This is a genomic window from Microbispora bryophytorum (assembly GCF_043197435.1).
Taxonomy (GTDB): Bacteria; Actinomycetota; Actinomycetes; order Streptosporangiales; family Streptosporangiaceae; genus Microbispora; species Microbispora bryophytorum.
The window spans coordinates 660,584-678,239 of record NZ_JBICTF010000004.1 but is presented as its reverse complement, the minus strand read 5'-3'; the positions used below and the strand labels follow the sequence as shown (position 1 = coordinate 678,239).

Annotated in this window: 22 protein-coding genes; 9 read left to right on the top strand and 13 right to left on the bottom strand. The window is 68.6% G+C overall.

The genetic code is table 11. From position 1 onward, the window contains the following. Positions 1-1,194: 1,194 nt before the first annotated feature. Positions 1,195-1,878: a hypothetical protein gene (locus tag ACGFIB_RS16645; protein ID WP_393372490.1), complete on the top strand. Its 684-nt coding sequence runs from the start codon at positions 1,195-1,197 to the stop codon at positions 1,876-1,878. Positions 1,879-2,538: 660 nt separating this feature from the next. On the opposite strand, the gene ACGFIB_RS16640 is transcribed toward ACGFIB_RS16645, so the two are convergent. Continuing rightward, positions 2,539-2,997, bottom strand: coding sequence for a very short patch repair endonuclease (locus tag ACGFIB_RS16640; RefSeq protein ID WP_393372816.1), 459 nt, complete (start codon positions 2,995-2,997; stop codon positions 2,539-2,541). A gap of 363 nt (positions 2,998-3,360) precedes the next feature. On the opposite strand from ACGFIB_RS16640, the gene ACGFIB_RS16635 reads away from it, so the two are divergent. Further along, positions 3,361-4,389, top strand: a complete 1,029-nt coding sequence (locus tag ACGFIB_RS16635) for a DNA cytosine methyltransferase (RefSeq protein ID WP_393372487.1) — start codon at positions 3,361-3,363, stop codon at positions 4,387-4,389. A gap of 82 nt (positions 4,390-4,471) precedes the next feature. Here the strand turns inward: ACGFIB_RS16635 and ACGFIB_RS16630 are convergent, their stop codons facing one another. Together ACGFIB_RS16630 and ACGFIB_RS16625 are read right to left on the bottom strand one after the other, a co-directional pair. Beyond that, positions 4,472-4,798, bottom strand: a complete 327-nt coding sequence (locus ACGFIB_RS16630) for a 4a-hydroxytetrahydrobiopterin dehydratase (RefSeq protein WP_393372484.1) — start codon at positions 4,796-4,798, stop codon at positions 4,472-4,474. Positions 4,799-4,820: 22 nt separating this feature from the next. Further along, complete coding sequence (locus tag ACGFIB_RS16625; RefSeq protein WP_393372481.1) at positions 4,821-6,080, bottom strand: helix-turn-helix domain-containing protein; 1,260 nt, start codon at positions 6,078-6,080, stop codon at positions 4,821-4,823. A 160-nt stretch (positions 6,081-6,240) separates the two neighbouring features. Here ACGFIB_RS16625 and ACGFIB_RS16620 point away from each other — a divergent pair, with 160 nt between their 5' ends. The 4 genes from ACGFIB_RS16620 (at position 6,241) to ACGFIB_RS16605 (ending at position 7,493) form a co-directional block, all read left to right on the top strand. Next, positions 6,241-6,450 (top strand): hypothetical protein, encoded by a 210-nt coding sequence (locus ACGFIB_RS16620; protein WP_393372478.1) that lies wholly within the window; start codon positions 6,241-6,243, stop codon positions 6,448-6,450. Between the two features lie 79 nt (positions 6,451-6,529). Then, positions 6,530-6,727: a hypothetical protein gene (locus ACGFIB_RS16615; RefSeq protein WP_357259559.1), complete on the top strand. Its 198-nt coding sequence runs from the start codon at positions 6,530-6,532 to the stop codon at positions 6,725-6,727. A 69-nt stretch (positions 6,728-6,796) separates the two neighbouring features. Continuing rightward, complete coding sequence (locus ACGFIB_RS16610; RefSeq protein ID WP_393372475.1) at positions 6,797-7,012, top strand: DUF397 domain-containing protein; 216 nt, start codon at positions 6,797-6,799, stop codon at positions 7,010-7,012. Positions 7,013-7,073: 61 nt separating this feature from the next. Then, entirely contained in the window at positions 7,074-7,493 is a 420-nt protein-coding gene (locus ACGFIB_RS16605) for a hypothetical protein (protein ID WP_393372472.1), read from the top strand. 9 nt (positions 7,494-7,502) lie between these two features. On the opposite strand, the gene ACGFIB_RS16600 is transcribed toward ACGFIB_RS16605, so the two are convergent. From ACGFIB_RS16600 to ACGFIB_RS16580, 5 genes are all read right to left on the bottom strand, one after another. Then, positions 7,503-8,009: a DinB family protein gene (locus ACGFIB_RS16600; RefSeq protein WP_142569619.1), complete on the bottom strand. Its 507-nt coding sequence runs from the start codon at positions 8,007-8,009 to the stop codon at positions 7,503-7,505. Between the two features lie 18 nt (positions 8,010-8,027). Then, a complete protein-coding gene (locus ACGFIB_RS16595; protein WP_393372468.1) occupies positions 8,028-8,669 on the bottom strand; it encodes a winged helix-turn-helix transcriptional regulator in 642 nt (213 codons plus the stop codon). 102 nt (positions 8,670-8,771) lie between these two features. Beyond that, positions 8,772-9,197: an SgcJ/EcaC family oxidoreductase gene (locus ACGFIB_RS16590; RefSeq protein ID WP_393372465.1), complete on the bottom strand. Its 426-nt coding sequence runs from the start codon at positions 9,195-9,197 to the stop codon at positions 8,772-8,774. Further along, entirely contained in the window at positions 9,100-10,236 is a 1,137-nt protein-coding gene (locus tag ACGFIB_RS16585) for a zinc-dependent alcohol dehydrogenase family protein (protein ID WP_393372813.1), read from the bottom strand. Before ACGFIB_RS16585 ends, ACGFIB_RS16590 begins: the two co-directional genes overlap by 98 nt. Positions 10,237-10,241: 5 nt before the next feature. Then, positions 10,242-11,138 carry an SDR family oxidoreductase gene (locus tag ACGFIB_RS16580; RefSeq protein WP_393372461.1) on the bottom strand — a complete coding sequence of 299 codons (897 nt, stop codon included), beginning with the start codon at positions 11,136-11,138 and terminating at the stop codon, positions 10,242-10,244. Positions 11,139-11,669: 531 nt separating this feature from the next. On the opposite strand from ACGFIB_RS16580, the gene ACGFIB_RS16575 reads away from it, so the two are divergent. Continuing rightward, the gene (locus ACGFIB_RS16575; protein ID WP_142569609.1) at positions 11,670-11,951 is read left to right on the top strand and encodes a Fe-S cluster assembly protein HesB; all 282 of its coding nucleotides are present in this window, start codon (positions 11,670-11,672) and stop codon (positions 11,949-11,951) included. 109 nt (positions 11,952-12,060) lie between these two features. Here ACGFIB_RS16575 and ACGFIB_RS16570 read toward each other — a convergent pair whose 3' ends face one another. Then, on the bottom strand, positions 12,061-12,816 hold the full coding sequence (locus tag ACGFIB_RS16570; protein WP_393372458.1) for an SDR family NAD(P)-dependent oxidoreductase: 756 nt from the start codon (positions 12,814-12,816) through the stop codon (positions 12,061-12,063). 138 nt (positions 12,817-12,954) lie between these two features. Here ACGFIB_RS16570 and ACGFIB_RS16565 point away from each other — a divergent pair, with 138 nt between their 5' ends. Both ACGFIB_RS16565 and ACGFIB_RS16560 read left to right on the top strand, forming a co-directional pair. Then, positions 12,955-13,815: a helix-turn-helix domain-containing protein gene (locus ACGFIB_RS16565; protein WP_357239433.1), complete on the top strand. Its 861-nt coding sequence runs from the start codon at positions 12,955-12,957 to the stop codon at positions 13,813-13,815. Between the two features lie 58 nt (positions 13,816-13,873). After that, positions 13,874-14,398, top strand: a complete 525-nt coding sequence (locus tag ACGFIB_RS16560) for a GNAT family N-acetyltransferase (RefSeq protein WP_357239430.1) — start codon at positions 13,874-13,876, stop codon at positions 14,396-14,398. Positions 14,399-14,411: 13 nt separating this feature from the next. Here the strand turns inward: ACGFIB_RS16560 and ACGFIB_RS16555 are convergent, their stop codons facing one another. The 4 genes from ACGFIB_RS16555 to ACGFIB_RS16540 form a co-directional block, all read right to left on the bottom strand. Further along, a complete protein-coding gene (locus ACGFIB_RS16555; RefSeq protein WP_393372453.1) occupies positions 14,412-15,221 on the bottom strand; it encodes an alpha/beta fold hydrolase in 810 nt (269 codons plus the stop codon). A 9-nt stretch (positions 15,222-15,230) separates the two neighbouring features. Next, positions 15,231-15,809: a GNAT family N-acetyltransferase gene (locus tag ACGFIB_RS16550; protein WP_393372451.1), complete on the bottom strand. Its 579-nt coding sequence runs from the start codon at positions 15,807-15,809 to the stop codon at positions 15,231-15,233. A 117-nt stretch (positions 15,810-15,926) separates the two neighbouring features. Beyond that, positions 15,927-16,532, bottom strand: coding sequence for a response regulator transcription factor (locus tag ACGFIB_RS16545; RefSeq protein ID WP_393372449.1), 606 nt, complete (start codon positions 16,530-16,532; stop codon positions 15,927-15,929). Next, a complete protein-coding gene (locus ACGFIB_RS16540) occupies positions 16,529-17,656 on the bottom strand; it encodes a sensor histidine kinase (protein WP_393372446.1) in 1,128 nt (375 codons plus the stop codon). Before ACGFIB_RS16540 ends, ACGFIB_RS16545 begins: the two co-directional genes overlap by 4 nt.

The window sequence follows — 17,656 nt, the reverse complement described above, 5'->3', positions numbered from 1 at the left end:
GCTTCGGTGGGAGCCCATAGGAGCTCTTCAGTCATGTCAGGTGACCTTCTCCGAGCTGGTGGTTCCCCACGCTGGCCCCTGTTCGCCTGGATCGCTTTTCCCGTTGTGGTGGATCGGTGCACATAAAGACTGGAACGTGCACATTGCGGGCGTGTTGTCCATCCTGCAGCGCGGCGCTGCGGTAGGTGCCTTCCTGTATCGCTCGGCTGGGCGCGCGGATAAGCGGTATTTCACTCACTCCATATCGGGCACCTTTAGCCCATGTCGGTGTACCTACCCTGCTTCCTCTACGCGGTGGAACGGTCTCCAACCTCGACTCGAGCCTGTAGTTCCCCACGCCTTGTTTGCGGCCTCGGACGCTCGAACAAGTGGACAATCTACACAGGCTGAACGTCTCTGTCTAATGGGACAGAAGGCATGTCTATGGAATTATTTAGCACAATATGGTGATCTATCGCCGCATAGGGCAGAGCGGGGTTCATGTAATGCTTGACCTGAACGACACTCTCGGTATATATTCACTCTCAATGCGCACTGTGTCGCCTGTTTGTATGTAGAGACATTGGCGGGCGAATCGGCGTTTAGGTCTTTTGGCGATTCGGCCCTAACGTGTTGCAGCGCGGGCACGAATCTGTCTGCCAGTTTAAAGGAATCGGCCATTCGGGCTGTGGGGCTAGCCCGTCAAGTGCCCAGTCCGTGAAACAGTAGAAGAGAGTCGATCTAGCTGGTATTATTTCCAGCCAATAGCTCGAAAAAGCAAGTGGGTACCCTCTGTGTAGCCTCTTATGTAAGGGCTCCAGTCAGCTTGAGGTGATCCTCTGTTGCTGTGGGGCACGAGCAGTTGAGGGCGAGAGACGCAGCGCGACGACGTTCGATTGGCCGAACGCGCAGCCTTACACGTACGCATGCTGGAGGAGATGAGCGCGCCCCCATCCACACCGTCGGCGTCGGCGCGGTCGCGACCAGACGGTTGTGGTAGGCCGGCTGATTCAGTGAGCCGGATAAGAGGGGTTAACAGTTCGCTGTAGCCTCAATACATTTGTGCCAAATGATCGTACGGCTGGACTTTTGCGGCACAGCGAAGAGCCTGTCCAGGCGGGATTCGTACGGCTATTGCATCAAGAAAAGCCGTGCCCCGGGCGGCATGCAGAGCAGAGGCGGACCCGGGGCTTACGACGTCCAGCATACCCCGAGGTGCCGCTGCACGTCAGCGATGACTTCGGAGGTGTCGTCTTGCATACCGAACTGCCCGGATGGATCGAGCGGGTGATCTCCGTACCGCGCTTCGCTTCGTATCTCGATGCGCTCTCAGGCGATCGTCTGGGTGCGTGGGATCTGTATCAGTGGAACGTCGTGGTGTCCGAGGCGTTTTACGGGCCACTGCACTGGCTGGAGATCTGTTTACGCAACGCCGAGCACGACCGGCTGCGGAACCGGTTCGGGACGGACGATTGGTGGCGGGTGGCTCCTCTGGACGAGTACGAGATGGCCAAGGTCAGCGCGGCGAATCAGAAGCTGGCCAGGAAAGGTGTCAGGCGGCCCCCGGCCGATGACGTGGTCACCGAGCTGTCGTTTGGCTTCTGGGTGTCGCTTTTGAGCCGCAAGTACGACCGGCGCTTGTGGGTCCCGGCCTTGCACGGGGCGTTCCCATATTATTCGGGCAGGAGAGAGCCGCTGCGTGACAATCTGCAGACCATGGTCCTTTTGCGTAATCGAATCATGCATCACGAGCCGATCCATCGCCGACATCTGGAAGCGGACCATGCCAAGATCTACAGGTTGCTGGGCTACGTGGAGCCGCAGTCCGTCGGTCGGCTGCGAGCGGACGACCGGGTGCCGGAGGTGCTGACCCGCCGGCCGGAGGGGACGAGACGTTGACCTCGCCGCAGGTTTTCCTCAAGCACGATTAGGAACTGCGCACCTGCTTTAGGAGAGCGGCTGTCACGTCCGGTAGTCGATGCCTCTCACCTCGGCGCATACCGTCGGGGGCTGACGCCTCACAGTTGATCATTTCGCGTATATGTCGCACGCTGCTACCCGTGCTACTGAAGGATCGCCATGACCTCCAGCGCGTAGGCCGACCACGTGATTGGTGTAGTGCTCGTGCTCAAACCAGTTACCCGGTCGACCTTGTTCCCCGCGACTCCCCTTATTGCTCTTCCCATGGAAGCAGCAGGGGCATGGCAACACGGTGTCGGGGGAACCCCCTACAGTCCCAAGGTTTACCACCCGCTCCTTCTATCTCAAAGGCGAAAGTTAGCCCATATAAGCAAGACGGGCGAGGGCCCGACAAGGAGCACACTGAATCCGGCCGACATCATTCCGCGCCCAGCAGCGCCCACCCCCCGTGGTCGAAGGCGGCGCCTACCCTCATGACAAGCAAGCGCTACCCATGCCGGACATCCGGGTGGTGGAGACGCCGAAGGCCAGCTCGACGCCCCTACGCACATCGACGTCACCAGTTCGGGACTGCGTGGCGCGGAGTCGGCACCGGTCACCCGATTGCCATCCCACGGGGACTGACTAGCACCCATCCGGTCAAGGCGCCGACGGCAAGTCACCTGTTTGCGAGGCCCGGATTTCTCGGATCACCTTCGCAACCCGTTGCGCCGCCTCTGCGGGGTCCTCGTGCTCCCAGACCCTGATAACGGACCAGCGGGCCTCCCTGAGCATGCGATCGGTCTCCAAGTCCCGCTCCCGATTGCGGCGCACCTTCTCCGCCCAGTAACCAGCGTTGGTCTTGGCCACACTGTGATGCGCAGGGCACCCATGCCAGAAGCAGCCGTCGAGAAAGACCGCGACGCGTATGCGAGGGAAGACAAGGTCGGCAGTCCGGCGGACTGCGGGCAGTGGACGCGCGGCCACGTTGTAACGCAGCCCGAGAGCGTGAACCGCTCGCCGTAAAGCGAGCTCAGGCTTGGTGTCACGAGGCCTGTTGGCTCTCATGCTCGCCCGAGTGCCTTCACTCGAAGCCCAGGACTCTGCTCTCGACCCCATGAAAGACAAGGTACGCGGGGACCGATCGACGACCGACATGCCACCACTGTCCCAGGGCCGCTCTCTCCACTGCTCCGGTGGCCGCTTCCTGCAAGAACCTCCGTTCAAGCACGGTCCCCCAGCCTTCGACGGTCTTCTTGTGCACGCAGAACCTGCGAGGCAACCGGCTGATCGACTCCGGATGGTGTGAAGCGTCAGGTCCGGGACCGCCATGCACGGCAGACAGGTCCCAGCGTCCACCATGCGGACGTGGGCAATGGAAGAGTATGCTTTCGGACACCATGAAGATCCGTAACGGTTTGTCGACGGCGAGCACTCGCCAGCTCTACGCTCTGTGACATCGCCGGGCAGCCTGGAGATCATGTGTACGGGATCATCGACCTGTTCGCCGGCCCTGGTGGGCTCGACGTGGCAGCGACCTGGCTGGGCATTCCTGTCCTCGGCATCGAGTGGGACGCAAATGCTTGTGCCACTCGATGTGCAGCGGGGCTTCTCACAAAACAAGGCGACGTACGCAAGTATGGGCCGAGAGATTTCGCGGATGCCGATGTCCTGGCAGCTGGGCCACCATGCCAGACGTACACCGTGGCAGGATCCGGCGCAGGCCGCCGCGCCCTGGATGATGTGCTCGCCTTCGCCAAGCGCATGGCCGCTCGAGAGAACGTCAAAGCAGACCTCTCAAAATTGTCCGATGAGCGTACAGCTCTAGTGCTGGAACCGTTGAGATGGGCGCTTGAGGCAATAGATTACGGAAAGCCCTACCAGGCAATCATCCTAGAGCAGGTGCCAGCCGTCCTACCGGTTTGGGAAGCGATGGGAGAGATTCTCGCGGGTGAAGGATACGGCGTAGTTTGCGACGTCCTGCGCACAGAACAATATGGAGTGCCGCAAACTAGACGCCGCGCAGTCATGATCGCACGTTATAAGAGCGATGCGTCGTTGCCCAGGCCGACCCACCGACCGTTCCTTAAGGCGGTACCGCGCGCTGAGGGAGACGTCGGCCCGCTCCCTTGGGTAAGGATGCGGGACGTGCTGCAGCGGCCGACGCCTTTCGTCGTCGTCTCCAATTACGGCACTGGCGGCGACCCGAAAGCCCGCGGCCGGCGATCCTCCGACGAGCCAGCTTTTACAGTAACTGGAAAGATCTCTCGCAACCGAGTGATAACGCTGTCCGGCAGCATCCTTGACCGATTCTCAAGCTCAGAGGCCGGGCTACTGCAGACCTTTCCCGCCAACTATCCATGGCGTGGACGTGACATCGCACAGCAAGTTGGGAACGCGATACCCCCGCTGCTCGCCGCTCATGTCCTAGTCTCAGCACTCAGGCTGGACCCGCAGATTCTTTCCAAGTTGAGAGCCTCGCACCTACCCATGTGGCCTTCAACAGCTTGACGCACATGCGCCACAGAGATCGGTCGGCTTTTGTGGGGAGCCCTCGGAAGGCAGCCGACTTATGCATGATCCTCGGCAACCTCTACGAACTAGGTTCTGCTCCAACAACCTCGGCACGATGGCCAGCGGCGACAGCGTCGATGTGACGAGCGAGTTCGAAATCCTTGGCAGTCAGCCGGTTACCGGCGTCGTGCGTGGTGATGACGAAGCGGATCCGCTGCCAAGTGATGTGGATGTCGGGGTGGTGACCGACTTCCCGGGCCTTGGCGGCGACGTACATGGCCAGGTGAACGCACTCGTGGTACGTGTGCTTGAACGTCCGCACGATGGTGTCGCCCTGGCGTTCCCATCCTGGTAGCTCGCGTAGGTGAGCGGCGATCTCCTCTTCGGACAGCGGCTGAGTGGTCATCCGTGTCTCCACGTCGGTGATGTCAGGCGAACGGAGCGAGAATATCGGCCAACTCGCGGCCGGCAGCGGTGCCGGCCCAGGCGGCCGCATGCTGCGGAATGGCCTTGAACTCTTTGCGTAGTCTGGCCGATCCCGTCGCCTCGACGGCGGACGCGGCGGCTGAGGCGATCTGAACGACTCGTTCCGGCTCCGGTACGGCGGCCAGGGCAGCGGCCTGGCGTGCCCAGAACACGCCATTGTCGCGACGCGCCGACTCCGGAGCTGTGCCAAGAATCCGGTCCCAGAGAGCGACGGCCTCGCGGTATGCGCCCACCCGCAGGTAGGCGGTCGCCCGCTGCACGTCGATATACCCCCGGGTGCGATGGCACGCGTTGCCCCAGAGGTATTCGTCGTCAACATGATCCACGAGTTCGGCCGCCTGATCCAACAGTCGATCAACCAGGTCCTTTTCCTTCCCCAGCAGCATCGAGTGGCCGTGCGCCTGATGGACCAGCGCGAGTACCCGTGCCTTCGGGCACAGCTTGGTCTCGTCGGCCAGGGCCGCTTCCGCGTAGTCCACAACCGTATGCCCATCGTCGAGGTCCACCGCGAGCATCGCCTGGTTCGTGAGGGCGTAGCTGACCAGCTGCGGATCCTGCGAACGGTGGGCCATGTCGAGGGCGACGGCTCGCCAGGCTCGGGACGGGCCTACGTCACCGCCGTCTTGGTACAGCCACCCGAGCAGTGCCGCGTACGCGACGCCGGCGCCCAGAAGACCACGACGTACGGGCGCATCCGCGGCTTGGGCGAGTTCCCTGATGAGTTCCGCCTGGGTGGCGACGGTCGGAATCAGATGGCGAGGCCCCAGCCACATGTCCGCCTTGTAGTGACCGGGGAGCTGTTCGAGGAAGTACATGACGACCTCCGGGGCTACAGAGCCGTAGTGAGGTGAGTACATCGTGGCACCGGTATTGATCGAGTCCGCCGCCAGGATGTCATCGCGTCTCCCTTGACACGCGGCACCGCACGGACCCGATACGGCTACGCGGTCCTCGCCGAACAACTCGGCCTCGGTGAGCCCGAATGCTCGGGCGTACAGGAGGCGGTAGGGATCGCCGGGCCGGTTGTGTCCGGCCTCGTACGCCTTGATGCGGCGGATCATCGTCTCCCGGGAGGGCAGGTGGGGACGGATGTCCTCGTCAGCGGCCTCGACCAGCCGGCGGGCCATCTCACGCTGGCTCCACAACCTGTTCCGCCGCTCGGCGCGCAGCCGTACGGCCCATGGGGGTAGGTCGTCGCTCATCGCCTGCACCTCTGCTCGGATCCGGGGGTGATCCTTGGCCGCCCTCAGTTTCCCTCATCCGCACCTGTGCCGGGAAGGTTACGCAGCGCTGTCATAGCAGGTGACAGGGAACGGGTCCACGCCGCGCAGGGACCCCCGATCAGGAATCGAGGTCCGAGCTGTGACGAAACGGAAAGGCACCACGCCGACCGAGGGCTGGCGGGTGATGACGAGCGATGCCGGTCGGCTGTGGGCAACTCGCGAGCGGCCGTTCTCCGCCAAGGCCGAAGAAGTCGGAGCCGCCCGGACCGTCGACGGCGACGACCTGGCCGGGCTCTGCCGGGTCATCGCCGAGCAGGAGAGCCTGGCCGCCCTTGCCTCGGCTCCCTGACAGCTGCCCGGGACTCCATGTGGCTCCGGAGCAGCCGGGGCACGTCGCGATTCGGTGGATGGGCGAGACCAGGCGCAGTGTGCGCGCTCGGGTTGTCGCGCACACCTGCGACCACTGCTCGCCGCTGGCGTACGAGCTGTGCGCGTCGGGCGGGGTGCTGTTCGTCCGCCGGACGGACCGAAGCGGCGACCAGCCGAAGACCAGGGAGAGCGAACGACTGCCCGATGCGCGGGCGCGTCGCATGTGGATGGACCTGCTGCTCGGCAAGGCCCGATGAAGGCCAGCCCGATGAAGACGCCCGGCCGGCGCACCGTCCAAGGCGGGACCACCGACAGGAAGGAACTCGATGGACCTGTACGACCGCGACCTCGCCGGAGCGCGCTTCCGGCGACTGTGCGGCGGCAACCAGCAGGAAGAGGGCATGGAGTCCTGCGTCGAGCCGGCCCCGATTCCGGGCGAGGCCGACGCCTTCGCCCTGCGTGACAGCAAGAACCCGGATGCCGGGACTCTCCGGTTCACCGGTGCCGAGGAGCTTCGCGCGGCCGGCCTGACCACACTGTAGGAGCACGGTGGCCCCTGCCCGGTGATAGCGGGCAGGGACCACCCCCACTCTACGGAGCGCCATGCACCTGCACTGCTACGCATGGAACGGCATAGGGGCGGAGCTGCGCAACGAAGGCGAGCGACGGCCGCCGCTGCCGCCCGCCGACCCCGGCCCGTTCACCGGCTCCCCGCTGCCGCCGATGCGTACGTGCGACTGGCTGCTGAAGCCGGCCCGCCGGATCGACGCCTCCCCGGCCTCCCCCGACGACGCGCTCGCCTGGCTCGCGGAGCGCTACCGGTCGATGGAAGGCTCCTTCCTCCGCCCGGCCGACGAGGCCCGGATCGGGCTCGACTTCAGGCTGAGGACCGCTCGCGAGACACTTCGCAACGGCGTGGACGTGCAGTGGGGCATCTGGCTGACCGGCGGCCGGTTCCTCACCTGCGGCGTGGTGTGCTGCTCCCCCAACCGCCATGCCGACTACCGCTGCCCCGCCTCCTGACCCTTCTGATCAGTCCAGGACGAGGAACTGCTTGCCGTCGATCAGCTCGCGGACCGCGTCGAGGTGGCCGGCGTGGGTCGCCGTCTCGACGAGGACGTGGAGGATCGCGTGACGCAGGTCCTGCGGCGGCCGGTCGTCGCGGTAGTCCGGCCACCAGCGCGGCGCCTGGTCCGGGTCGCTGGAGGCGATCACCTCGTCGGCGCGCGCCGTCTCCTCGCGGTAGAGGTCGAACACCTCCGAGGCGGGCCGGTCGCCGGGCACCTGCCACGCGTCCGTCGGGGTAGCGAACCAGGCCACCGCCTCGGGGTCGCCGCCGAAGACCGCGCGGAACCAGAAGCGCTCCACGTCGAGGGCGAGGTGGTTGACGAGGCCGGCCGGGGTCCAGGCCGACGGAAGAACCGGACGCCGGAGGTCCGCCTCGTCCAGGCCGTCCAGGATGTCGAGGACGTGCTGCCGCTTCCAGTTCAGGTAGCCGAGGAGGGACGAAACCTCACTCGATGCCGGTGACGGGCTCACTTGCGATCTCCCCTTCGGTCAGTCTGTGGCGAGGGCGTCCAGCAGCCTCTGGAAGGCCGCGCGGTCGCCGGTGATCTCCAGCGGCTCCCCGGCCTGGTCGAGCGGCGTTCCGTCGATCACCAGGGCCTTGAGGACGGCGGGGTCGGTCCGCAGCGCCGCGTCCTGCTGATCCGGCTCGCCCCGGCGGATCGCGAGTTCGCCGCCGGACACGCGGAGGGTGAAGACGTCCCCGCCGACGTCGACCAGGAATGTGGCGTCGAGGTCGCCCAGCTGGCCGGGCTCCAGGTGGCTCTTCACAGCGAGCATCAGCGAATCGGTCCCCAGAGGCGTCGTCGTCTCCTTCAGGGGGGAGTGACGACCCCATCGGCCCAGGTGCACGAGGATCGGCTCCAGGTCGTGGCCCCACTCGGTGAGCTCGTAGACCCACGCCCGCGCCGGTGGGCCCAGCCTGCGCCGCCGGATCACCCCGCCCTCCTCCAGATCGCGCAGCCGCTGCGAGAGCACGGTGGGACTGGCGTTGGGCAGGCCGCTCTGCAGGTCGCTGTAGCGCTTCGGGCCGAAGAGCAGGTCCCGGACGATCATCAGCGCCCAGCGTTCGCCGAGCAGGTCGAGAGCGCGCGCGGTGGCGCAGGGATCGCCGTACGTGCGTGCCGTGCTCACCCGCTCATCCTATTCATCCTGGAGCAGATGCTTGCTTTCCCATAGTGCAACGCGTGGGTGAGGCGGCGACGGTCCACCACGGCCTCACCCACAGGGCAGCGGTCAGCCGGACAGCCCCGCCGGGGAGCTGTGATACGCCTCGACGAGCCATTCGCCGCCGCGCCGCACGAGCGTCCATGTCGCCAGCTCCCAGCGGTCGGCCGGGGGCTCCGCCTCCCCCGCGAAGGTGGTGACGCTCCGTGTGACCACGACCGCCACGTCCGGGCCGAGGAACCGGACGGTTTCCGTCGTGTGGATGCGCCTGGACCCCTTGAGCGGCCCCGCGAAGGCGGCGCCCATGGCGGACCGGATGCCGTCCCTGTCCCGCAGATGGACCCCGGGCAGGATCACGGTCGCGTCCTGCGCGTACCGGCCGACGAACGCCCCGGCGTCACCGTCCGACCACGCGGCCGACGTCGCCTCGAACAGGGCCCGTACGGCGCGCTCCTCGGCCTGGCCGGAGGCGGCCTCGTGAACTTCCGAACTCATTCCATCCTCCAGAAATAAAAGCGGTCTGGAACACCAGGAGTGGTTTGCCTCCGTGGCCGGGCGCCTCGGCCAGGCGGACCGCCTTCAGCACGCGCTCCACGGGGATCGCCTGCCCCTCGGGGACGGTCATCGCCGACTTCTCGACCAGCGCGATCACCTCGCCCAGCTCGCGGCGCGCGACCTGGGGAGGCGTGGTGGCGAACCAGCGCGAGAGGAAGAACCCGCGCATACTCCTGCCGCCGAAGATGATCGCGTCGGCGGGCACGGGGATGCCGAGCATGGCCGGGTCGGTCTGGCGGTGCGTGGACAACGCCCCGTAGACCACGAGTTCCCCGCCCGGGGCCAGCGCCCGGAGGACGTCGGCCCCCACTCGCCCGGCCACGCAGTCGATCGCCTTGGACATCGGGTGGGCGGCAGTGAGCTGGGCCAGCCGTTCCGGCAGGTCCTCGTCTTCGGTGCAGACGACTTCCGTGCCGCCGAGAGCCCGGATCCGGTCCACCGCGGCCCGGCGGCGCACGACGTTCACCGTGCGGAAGCCCAGTCGGCGTGACAGGTCGAGGACGAGCTGCCCGACCGTGGAACCGGCGGCCGTCTGCACGAGCCAGTCGCCGGGCCCGAGGCCGAGCCCGGTGACCAGCAGCCACGCGGTGAGCGGAGAGACGATCAGCTGGGCCGCGGTGGAGACGCTCAGCGAATCGGGCACCGGAAGCACCTGTGCGGCGTCCGCGACCACGAACTCCTGCCAGGTTCCGGTCACACCGACCGTCGTCACCCGCTGCCCGAGCCGCAGCCCGTCCTCACCGTCCCCGGCGCCCGGCCCGAACGCGGCGACGGTGCCGGCGCACTCCAGTCCGGGCACGGCCGGGAACGGCGGCGCGTAGCCGTACCGGCCTCGGATGACGTGCAGGTCGCCGGCGTGCACCGGCGCCGCGTCCACCCGCACGAGGACCTGTCCCGGTCCAGGCTCGGGCACCGGCACGCGGCGAACCGTGAGCACGTCGCCCGGCTCGCCGACCTCCCGCGCGACCACGGCCCGCATCGTCGTCACCGCTCGCCGCCACCCGCCTGCCCGAGGAACGCCGCCGCGTGGTCGCGGGCGAACTCGGCGAAGCTCGTGGGCCGCACTCCGAAGGTCCGGTGGGTCTCCAGCCGAACGTGCGACTCGGGACGCCGCCCGCGCTCGGCGAACAGCTCCCTCAGGATCCGGATGGACGGTTCGGGCATCCCCGCCTCTTCGCACTCGCGCAGCTTGTCCTCCAGAGGCAGCTCCACATGGCGGAAGGCGGTTCCCGTCGCCGCCGAGATGTGCTCGACGACCTCCTTCATCGTCAGCGCCTCCGGGCCGGTCATGTCGTACGCCCTGCCCTCGTGGCCGTCGGAGTTCAGCAGCGCGACCGCGACCTTCGCGACGTCCTCGATGGCGACGGGCGACAGTCTGCTGTCGCCGATGGACATGCGCAGCTCCCGCCGGTGCGGATCCACACCCGTGAGGGTGCCGGGCAGGTAGAACTCCATGAACTGGCTCGGGCGCAGGTGGGTCCAGGCCAGGCCGGAGGCCTCGAGGTGGCGCTCGATCTCCAGATGCTCGTGCGTCCCGATGAAGCTGCCGGGATCGAAGCCGACGCCCGACTCCTTTCCGGAGTACTTCACGATGTGCGGCACGCCCGCGGCCTTTGCCGCGTCGACGAAGGTGCACTGCGTCTCCACCATCCGCTCCCTCGGGGAGGAGATCATGAGCACGCGTTCCACGCCGCGCAGGGCGGCCGTCAGGGTCTCGGGGCGCAGCATGTCGCCCTCCACCAGTTCCACACCCGGCAGCCCGTGGAGCTTCCGGGCCTTGTCCGGGTCTCTGACCAGCGCTCGGACGGGAGCGTTCTGCCGGGCGAACTCCTGGACGACGATCGATCCACTGAGCCCCGTCGCTCCGGTGACAAGAATCATGGCTACGACGCTAGTACTCACTACTACGGAAAAACAAGTAACTAATACAAGAAGTGTATCTGGACGCGTACGAGCGAGAGAGGTCCGTTGCCCCGCCGGTCGGGCTCCGCCGGCCGGCGCACCGGCCTCCTTCGCGCCGTCACCCGTTGAACGGGCCATCAGCCTTCGGCGGTCCAGTAGCGCTGGAGACGGGCGAGAGCCTGGCCCTTCGGCATCCCCGCGACCTCCGCGTCGGTCAGCCCGACCCGGTGGGCGACCTACGGACCCGGCCGGCCCCAGCCGGGGGAGCAGCAGGGCTCAGGTGGTCGCGGCCGGTTCTCGCCGGCTGCGACGCGGCACGATCAGCCGATCTGGCGCGGGATGCCTTTTACCGGAGCGCTGTGTGGTTTCGCGCCGGGATCGGGGGTACGGGCCATGGAAATCAAGGTGGCCGGGTCGCGGACGCGCCGTCGGGCCATCCGGCACAGACGGTGCCCGCGGTTCCCCCCGGGTGCCCGGAGATCCCGTTCCCACTGGTGAAGGAGCATTTCCATGCTGACCCTGACCGACAACGCCGTCGTGGCGATTCGTGATCTGACGGTCGGTGAGAACATCCCCGACCAGGCGGGCCTGCGACTGGCGCCGAAGCCCGGCGAGGAAGCCTCGCTCGAACTGTCTCTGGTGAGTGCGCCGCTGGCCGGCGACCAGGTGATCGAGAAGGAGGACACCCGGGTCTTCGTCGAAGCGGGGGTGGCACCCGCGCTCGACGACAAGACCCTCGACGCCGAGATCGGCGCCGAGGGTGAGCACACCTTCAAGCTGATGCGCCAGTAGATCCAAGCGCCAGCGGTACTGCCCACGGGGTATGGGCCCGCAGGTCGTCCGGCGTCAGATCGACCGGGGCCCCCGCGGGCGCACATCGGGTCACCCTCGCGAACAGGAGTCAGGCTCCGCCGGTCACTTTGACGGCCTGTCCGGTGATGCCGGTGTTGGCGGCCGAGCCCAGGTAGACGACGGCGCTCGCGACCTCGGCGGCGTCGAGCAGGCGGCCGATTGGAGCCCGCGCGCTGTAGTGACCGCCCGCCTGCTCGACCATCGCGACGTTGGTCTCGGTCCTGGTGAAGCCGGGCATGACGACGTTGGACAGGATGTCGCCGTCCTTCCCGAGCCCGAACGCGGCGGACCTGCTGAAACCGTGCAGTGCCGCCTTGGCCGCCCCGTAGTACTCCCCGCCGGGCATGCCGTCAACCGCGATGCTCGACGAGATGTGCACCATCCGGCCCCATCCGCGCTCCCGCATCGACGGGACGACCGCCCGGCTGAGCCGCAGCGCGCCCTCGATGTTGGCCCGGATCACCGTCTGCCACCTCTCGTCGGGCACGGCGTCGAAGGGGAGGTCCGCATCCGGCTCGGTCGCGCCCCAGTGCACGGCGTTGTTGACCAGCACGTCGATCCGGCCGGACCACCCCAGCACGCTCTCGACCAGACCGCGGGCCGATCCGCCGCCGTCCAGCTCGTACGGCGCGACGAGCGAGCGTCCGCCGATCTCCTTGGCGAGCCGCTCCGCGCCCGCCTGGGAGTGGTGATAGGCGAGCACCACGTCGGCCCCTTCGGCGGCGAACCCGCGGGCGATCTCGCGCCCGATGCCGCCGGAGGCCCCCGTCACGATGACCGTACGGCCGGTGAGTCCCAGATCCATTTCCGCGCTCCTCACAAAGTAGGAAAACCTTGAGCAGCGCCAAGGATCCGGCGACCGGGACCACCGGAGGGAGGCCGGGCCGAGACTGGCCCCCACAGGGCCACGCTCGGAGACGAGACCGCTCGATAGCCTGCGAACGTGAGCGACACCACTTTGGGCGAATTTCTGCGGGCCTGCCGCGAGGCCGTCACCCCCGCCGACGTCGGGCTGCCCGGCGGCGGCCGGCGCCGCACCCCCGGCCTTCGCCGTTCCGAGCTGGCCACGCTCGCCGGGATCAGCGTCGAATATCTCACCCGGCTTGAGCAGGGGCGTGATCGTCATCCCTCGGTGCCCGTGCTCGCCGCCCTCGCCGACGCGTTGCGCCTGTCCGCCGACGAGCGCCTCCATCTGCTCCACCATTTCAAGGCGGCCGATGGCGCCGGCCGGCTCGTCGGCCCGTGCCAGGGACCGCCCGCGCAGTCGGTCCGTCCCACCGTCCGGGCGCTGCTCGACCGGCTCGAACCCGCCCCGGCGTTGGTGGTCAACCGGCTCGGTGACGTGCTCGCGTACACGAACGGCTACGAGCGGCTCGCGGGCCCCATCGGATTGCTGGACCGCCGGCCGCCCAACCTGGTGCGGTACGTCTTCGCCGATCCCCGGGCCAGAGCCGCCTATCCCGAGTGGGACCGAGTCGCCGACGAGCGGCTCGCCGGGCTGAAACCGGGGGTTTCCCGCGAGGACCCGCACGTCGAGCACCTCGTCAACGAACTGGCCCTCGCCGTCGGCGCGCCCTTCACCGACCGGTTGACGACCCCGCCCGGCCCGCCCGGGCGCACCGGCGTCGAACGGCTGGCGCATCCGGAGGTGGGCGAGCTACGGCTGGCCTACGAGACCCTCGGCCTGTCCGGCGACGACAGCCAACTCCTGATCGCCTATCTCCCCGCGGACGACGCCACCGCCGCCAGGCTCGACCGCCTCACCGGCCGCCGCCCCGGCGCCCTACGCGCCGTCACGGGCTGATGATCTCAGCGCTAATGTCGAGAAGAGCATCGAAGGGAGAACGAAGGGAGGCGGCACGGTGGGCACGCTTGAGGTACGACTGCGACCGGTGGCGGAAGGCGATCTCGCCATGCTCCGGCGTTTCGTCACTGAGCCGGGATTGATCGGCCTCGACTGGGCGGGGTTCCGCGACGCGCAGGCACCGGCGCGGCGCTTCGCCGTCGACGGCTATCTGGGCGTGGACGACAGCAGGGTCATCGTCGAGGCCGACGGCACGGCCGCGGGCATGATGAGCTGGTCGGTGCGAGGGTTCGGAGTCTCCCGATTCTGGGAGATAGGGATCGCCCTGCTGCCCGACTGGCGTGGGCGCGGCGTCGGCTGGCGCGCCCAGGCGATGCTGTGCGACTACCTGTTCACCCACACCCCGGTCGAGCGCATCCAGGCGTTCACCCACCCGGAGAACATCGCGGAGCAGAAGTCGCTGGAGAAGGCCGGTTTCCGGCTGGAGGGCGTCTTGCGCGCGGTGGAGTTCCTCCGCGGTCAGTGGCGCGACGGCTGGATGTACAGCAGGCTGCGCAGCGATCCGTACCCGCCGATTCTGTGAGCCGACCGCGCGCTCACGCGGCACGGTGCTCGTCCACTCTGTCGAGCCATTCGGCGATGAGCGCGGTCAACAGCCCGGTCTGCTCGTGCGGCAGCGCGTGGCCGGCCCGGTCCAGGACGGCGTACGTGGCGTGCGGATACCGCGCCACCAGGTCCCACGCGCCGGCGTACCCCACCGTGGCGTCCTGACGCCCGGCGAGGATCAGAGTCGGGCCCGCGTACGCGGACGTGTCGCTCAGCCGCCACTGGTCGAAAACCCGCCCGAGGCCGTCCCGGTCGACGAGGGGCAGGGCCGGAGCCACGTACTCCCGGAACCGCTCCACGGTGGCGGGCGTCTGCACGACGAAGTAGTCCCGGAACGAGGCCTGCTCGGCCGGGCTCAGCGCATCGGCCACCGCGGCCACGTCGGCCGAGGCGTGCAGCACCGCGTGTGCGGGCACGTCACGCGACTCCTCGCCGAGGGGGCAGATCAGTGCCAGCCCCGCGACCTGGGCCGGGCGCCGGGCGGCGATGCCCCTGGCCAGGTATCCGCCGAACGAGTGGCCGACGATCGCGAACTGCTGGTCGCCGACGACGGCGTCGATCAGACCGAGCAGGAGATCGAGGACGTCGTCGGAGCCGCGGAGCCGGTCGGGCACCGGAGTGCGCCCCATGCCGGGCAGGTCGGGGTAGACGCGCCGATAACCCGGCCGGCCGCGGAAGACCGGCTCCAGAGCGCCGGCCATCTCGCGATGGTCCACCCCCGCTCCGTGCAACGCCAGAACGGGAATCCCGTCGCCGTGCTCGACGTAATGGACCACTGCGCCGCCGACCTCTGCCTCCATGCCGGCAGCCTAACCACGCGTGGCCGGTTGTGAGGCGAGCCACTGCTCTCGGGTGATCGCGTACTCGACCTCACCGAGATCACTGCCGGGGAGCGGTTCCTCCCAGTCCGCGTGGAACGTACGGATGTGCTGCATGCCGATCGAGGTCATCGTCGCGCGGGAGGCGGCGTTGACCGCCATGGTTTCGGCGAAGACGCGGGTCAGCCGGAGGTCCTCGAATCCGTGGCGAAGAAGCTCGCGGGCTCCCTCACTGGCCAGGCCCTGGCGCCAGTAGCGCCGCAGGAGCCGGTAGCCGAGCTCGGCCTGTCCGTCGACCGGGCCCTGGTCGGCACGCGTAGGTGGCTCCAGCAGCCACCAGCCGACGAACCGCCCGTCCACGAAACCGACCCAGAAGCCGAGCCCCGCGACGGGGTCCGCGGCGGCGAGCCGCTCACGATGGAGGACCTCCACTTCCGCACGGCTACGCGCACGGCCGGTGAGATAGCGCATGACCTCGGGATCGGCGTCGAGCTCGATCTCGTGGTCGAGGTGTTCGTCGGACAGCGGGACAAGCGTGATGCGGTCGGTGCGCAGTATCGGCTGGGACATGGGGGCGATTGTCGCGCTTGAGCCGCATGCCGGTCATTCGCTTTTCCCGCGACCTCCCGCGACCTCCAGTGACCGCGATGACGGTTCACCGGGATGACGGTCCACGGCGATGACGGATCAGAGCCAGCCGTGCTCGTCGGCGATGAGGGCGGCCTCGGCGCGGGTCCCGGCGCCGGTTTTGCCGATCGCCGCCGACAGGTGGTTGCGTACGGTCCCGGCGGACAGGTGCAGGCTCCGCGCTATCTCCGCCACGGTGCCGCCCTGCCGGGCCGCGCGCAGCACGTCGCGCTCCCGCGCGGTCAGCGGACTCGACCCGCTGGCGAGCGACTCGGCGGCCAGAGCGGGATCGACCACGCGCAGGCCGGCGTGGACCCGGCGCACGGTGTCGACCAGGTGCTCGGGCGGCGCGTCCTTCACGACGAAGCCCGAGGCGCCGTTCTCCATGGCACGGGCGAAGTAGCCCGGCCGCCCGAAGGTCGTGCAGATCACCACCCGGCAGGACGGGAGCGCGGCGCGCAGGTCGGCGGTGGCCTCCAGCCCGTCCCTGCCCGGCATCTGCACGTCCAGCAACGCCACGTCCGGCCGGCTGCGCCGCGCCGCCTCGACGACCTCCTCGCCCGAGCCGACCTGGGCCACCACCTCGATGTCGGGTTCCAGCGCGAGCATCGCCGCCAGCGCGCCGCGTACGAGCGCCTGGTCGTCGGCGAGCAACACCCTGATCACGCGCGGCTCGCCCGCAGCCGGAAACCGCCCGCGGGCACCGGGCCCGCCTCGACCCGCCCGCCGACGGCGCGCAGCCGTTCGGCCAGCCCGGTCAGGCCGTTGCCCGGCTTCGCCGCGTTCCGCCCGGGGCCGTTGTCGCGCACCTCCAGCCAGCCGTCTCCGAGCAGCACCTCGCATCGGGTCGCGCCGCTGTGCCGGATCACGTTGGTGACTCCCTCCCTCAGGACGTACGCGAAGGGCTCGGCCAGTTCGGCCGGGACATGGTCGGCGGACGGCGGCAGAACGGCGCTGATCCCGGCGGCCCGCAGCGCGGCGCGGGCCCCCGCGAGCTCGACGGCGAGGGACGGCCGGCGGCGGCCCGACACGGTCAGGCGCACCTCGCTGTGCGCCTGCCGGGACAACCGCTCGACGTCGCGCAGCTCGGCCAGGGCGTGTTCCGGGTCGCCACCGCTCTCCAGCATCCGGCGGGCCAGACCGGTCTTCACGGTGATCGTGGTCAGGCTGTGCCCGAGCACGTCGTGGAGGTCCCTGGCCAGCCGGTCGCGCTCCGCCGCCGCGGCCAGCGCCTCGATCTCCTCGCGGGCCTGGCCGAGCTGGACGACGAGCCGGATCAGCAGCACCACGGCCACCGGGATCACGACGGCGGGGAAGAGGCCTCCCATGAGATCCCAGTGGACCGGCCCGGGCGCCGCCCACTGCAGGAGTGCCTGGGCCGTCCCGATCCCCAGCCCGAGGAGCACGGCCCACAGCGCCGGGAACAGCCAGGCCGCCGCCGCGAGCGCGAAGCTGAACAGGCCGGCGTGGCCGAGATAGAGCGGGCCGTCGCGCAGCAGCGCCGCCACGACCGCCAGCGCGAACAGCGACCCGACGAGCAGGATCCGCCGCCGGGGCGACAGGCGGGGCCCGATGGTCATGGCGGCCAGCCAGCCCGCGCCGTACAGGGGGAGGACGGCCCCAACCGCCGCGTCCAGCCCGCCGCCGTCCGGGCGCAGGATCTCCCAGAGCGGCCACAGCAGGAAAAGCGACAGCACGACGACACCGCGTACGCGAGCCGCGCGGGAGCCGGACCCGGCCGGGTTCCACTCCGGCCAGGCGGAACGCCCCCATACGCCCTGCTCACCCAC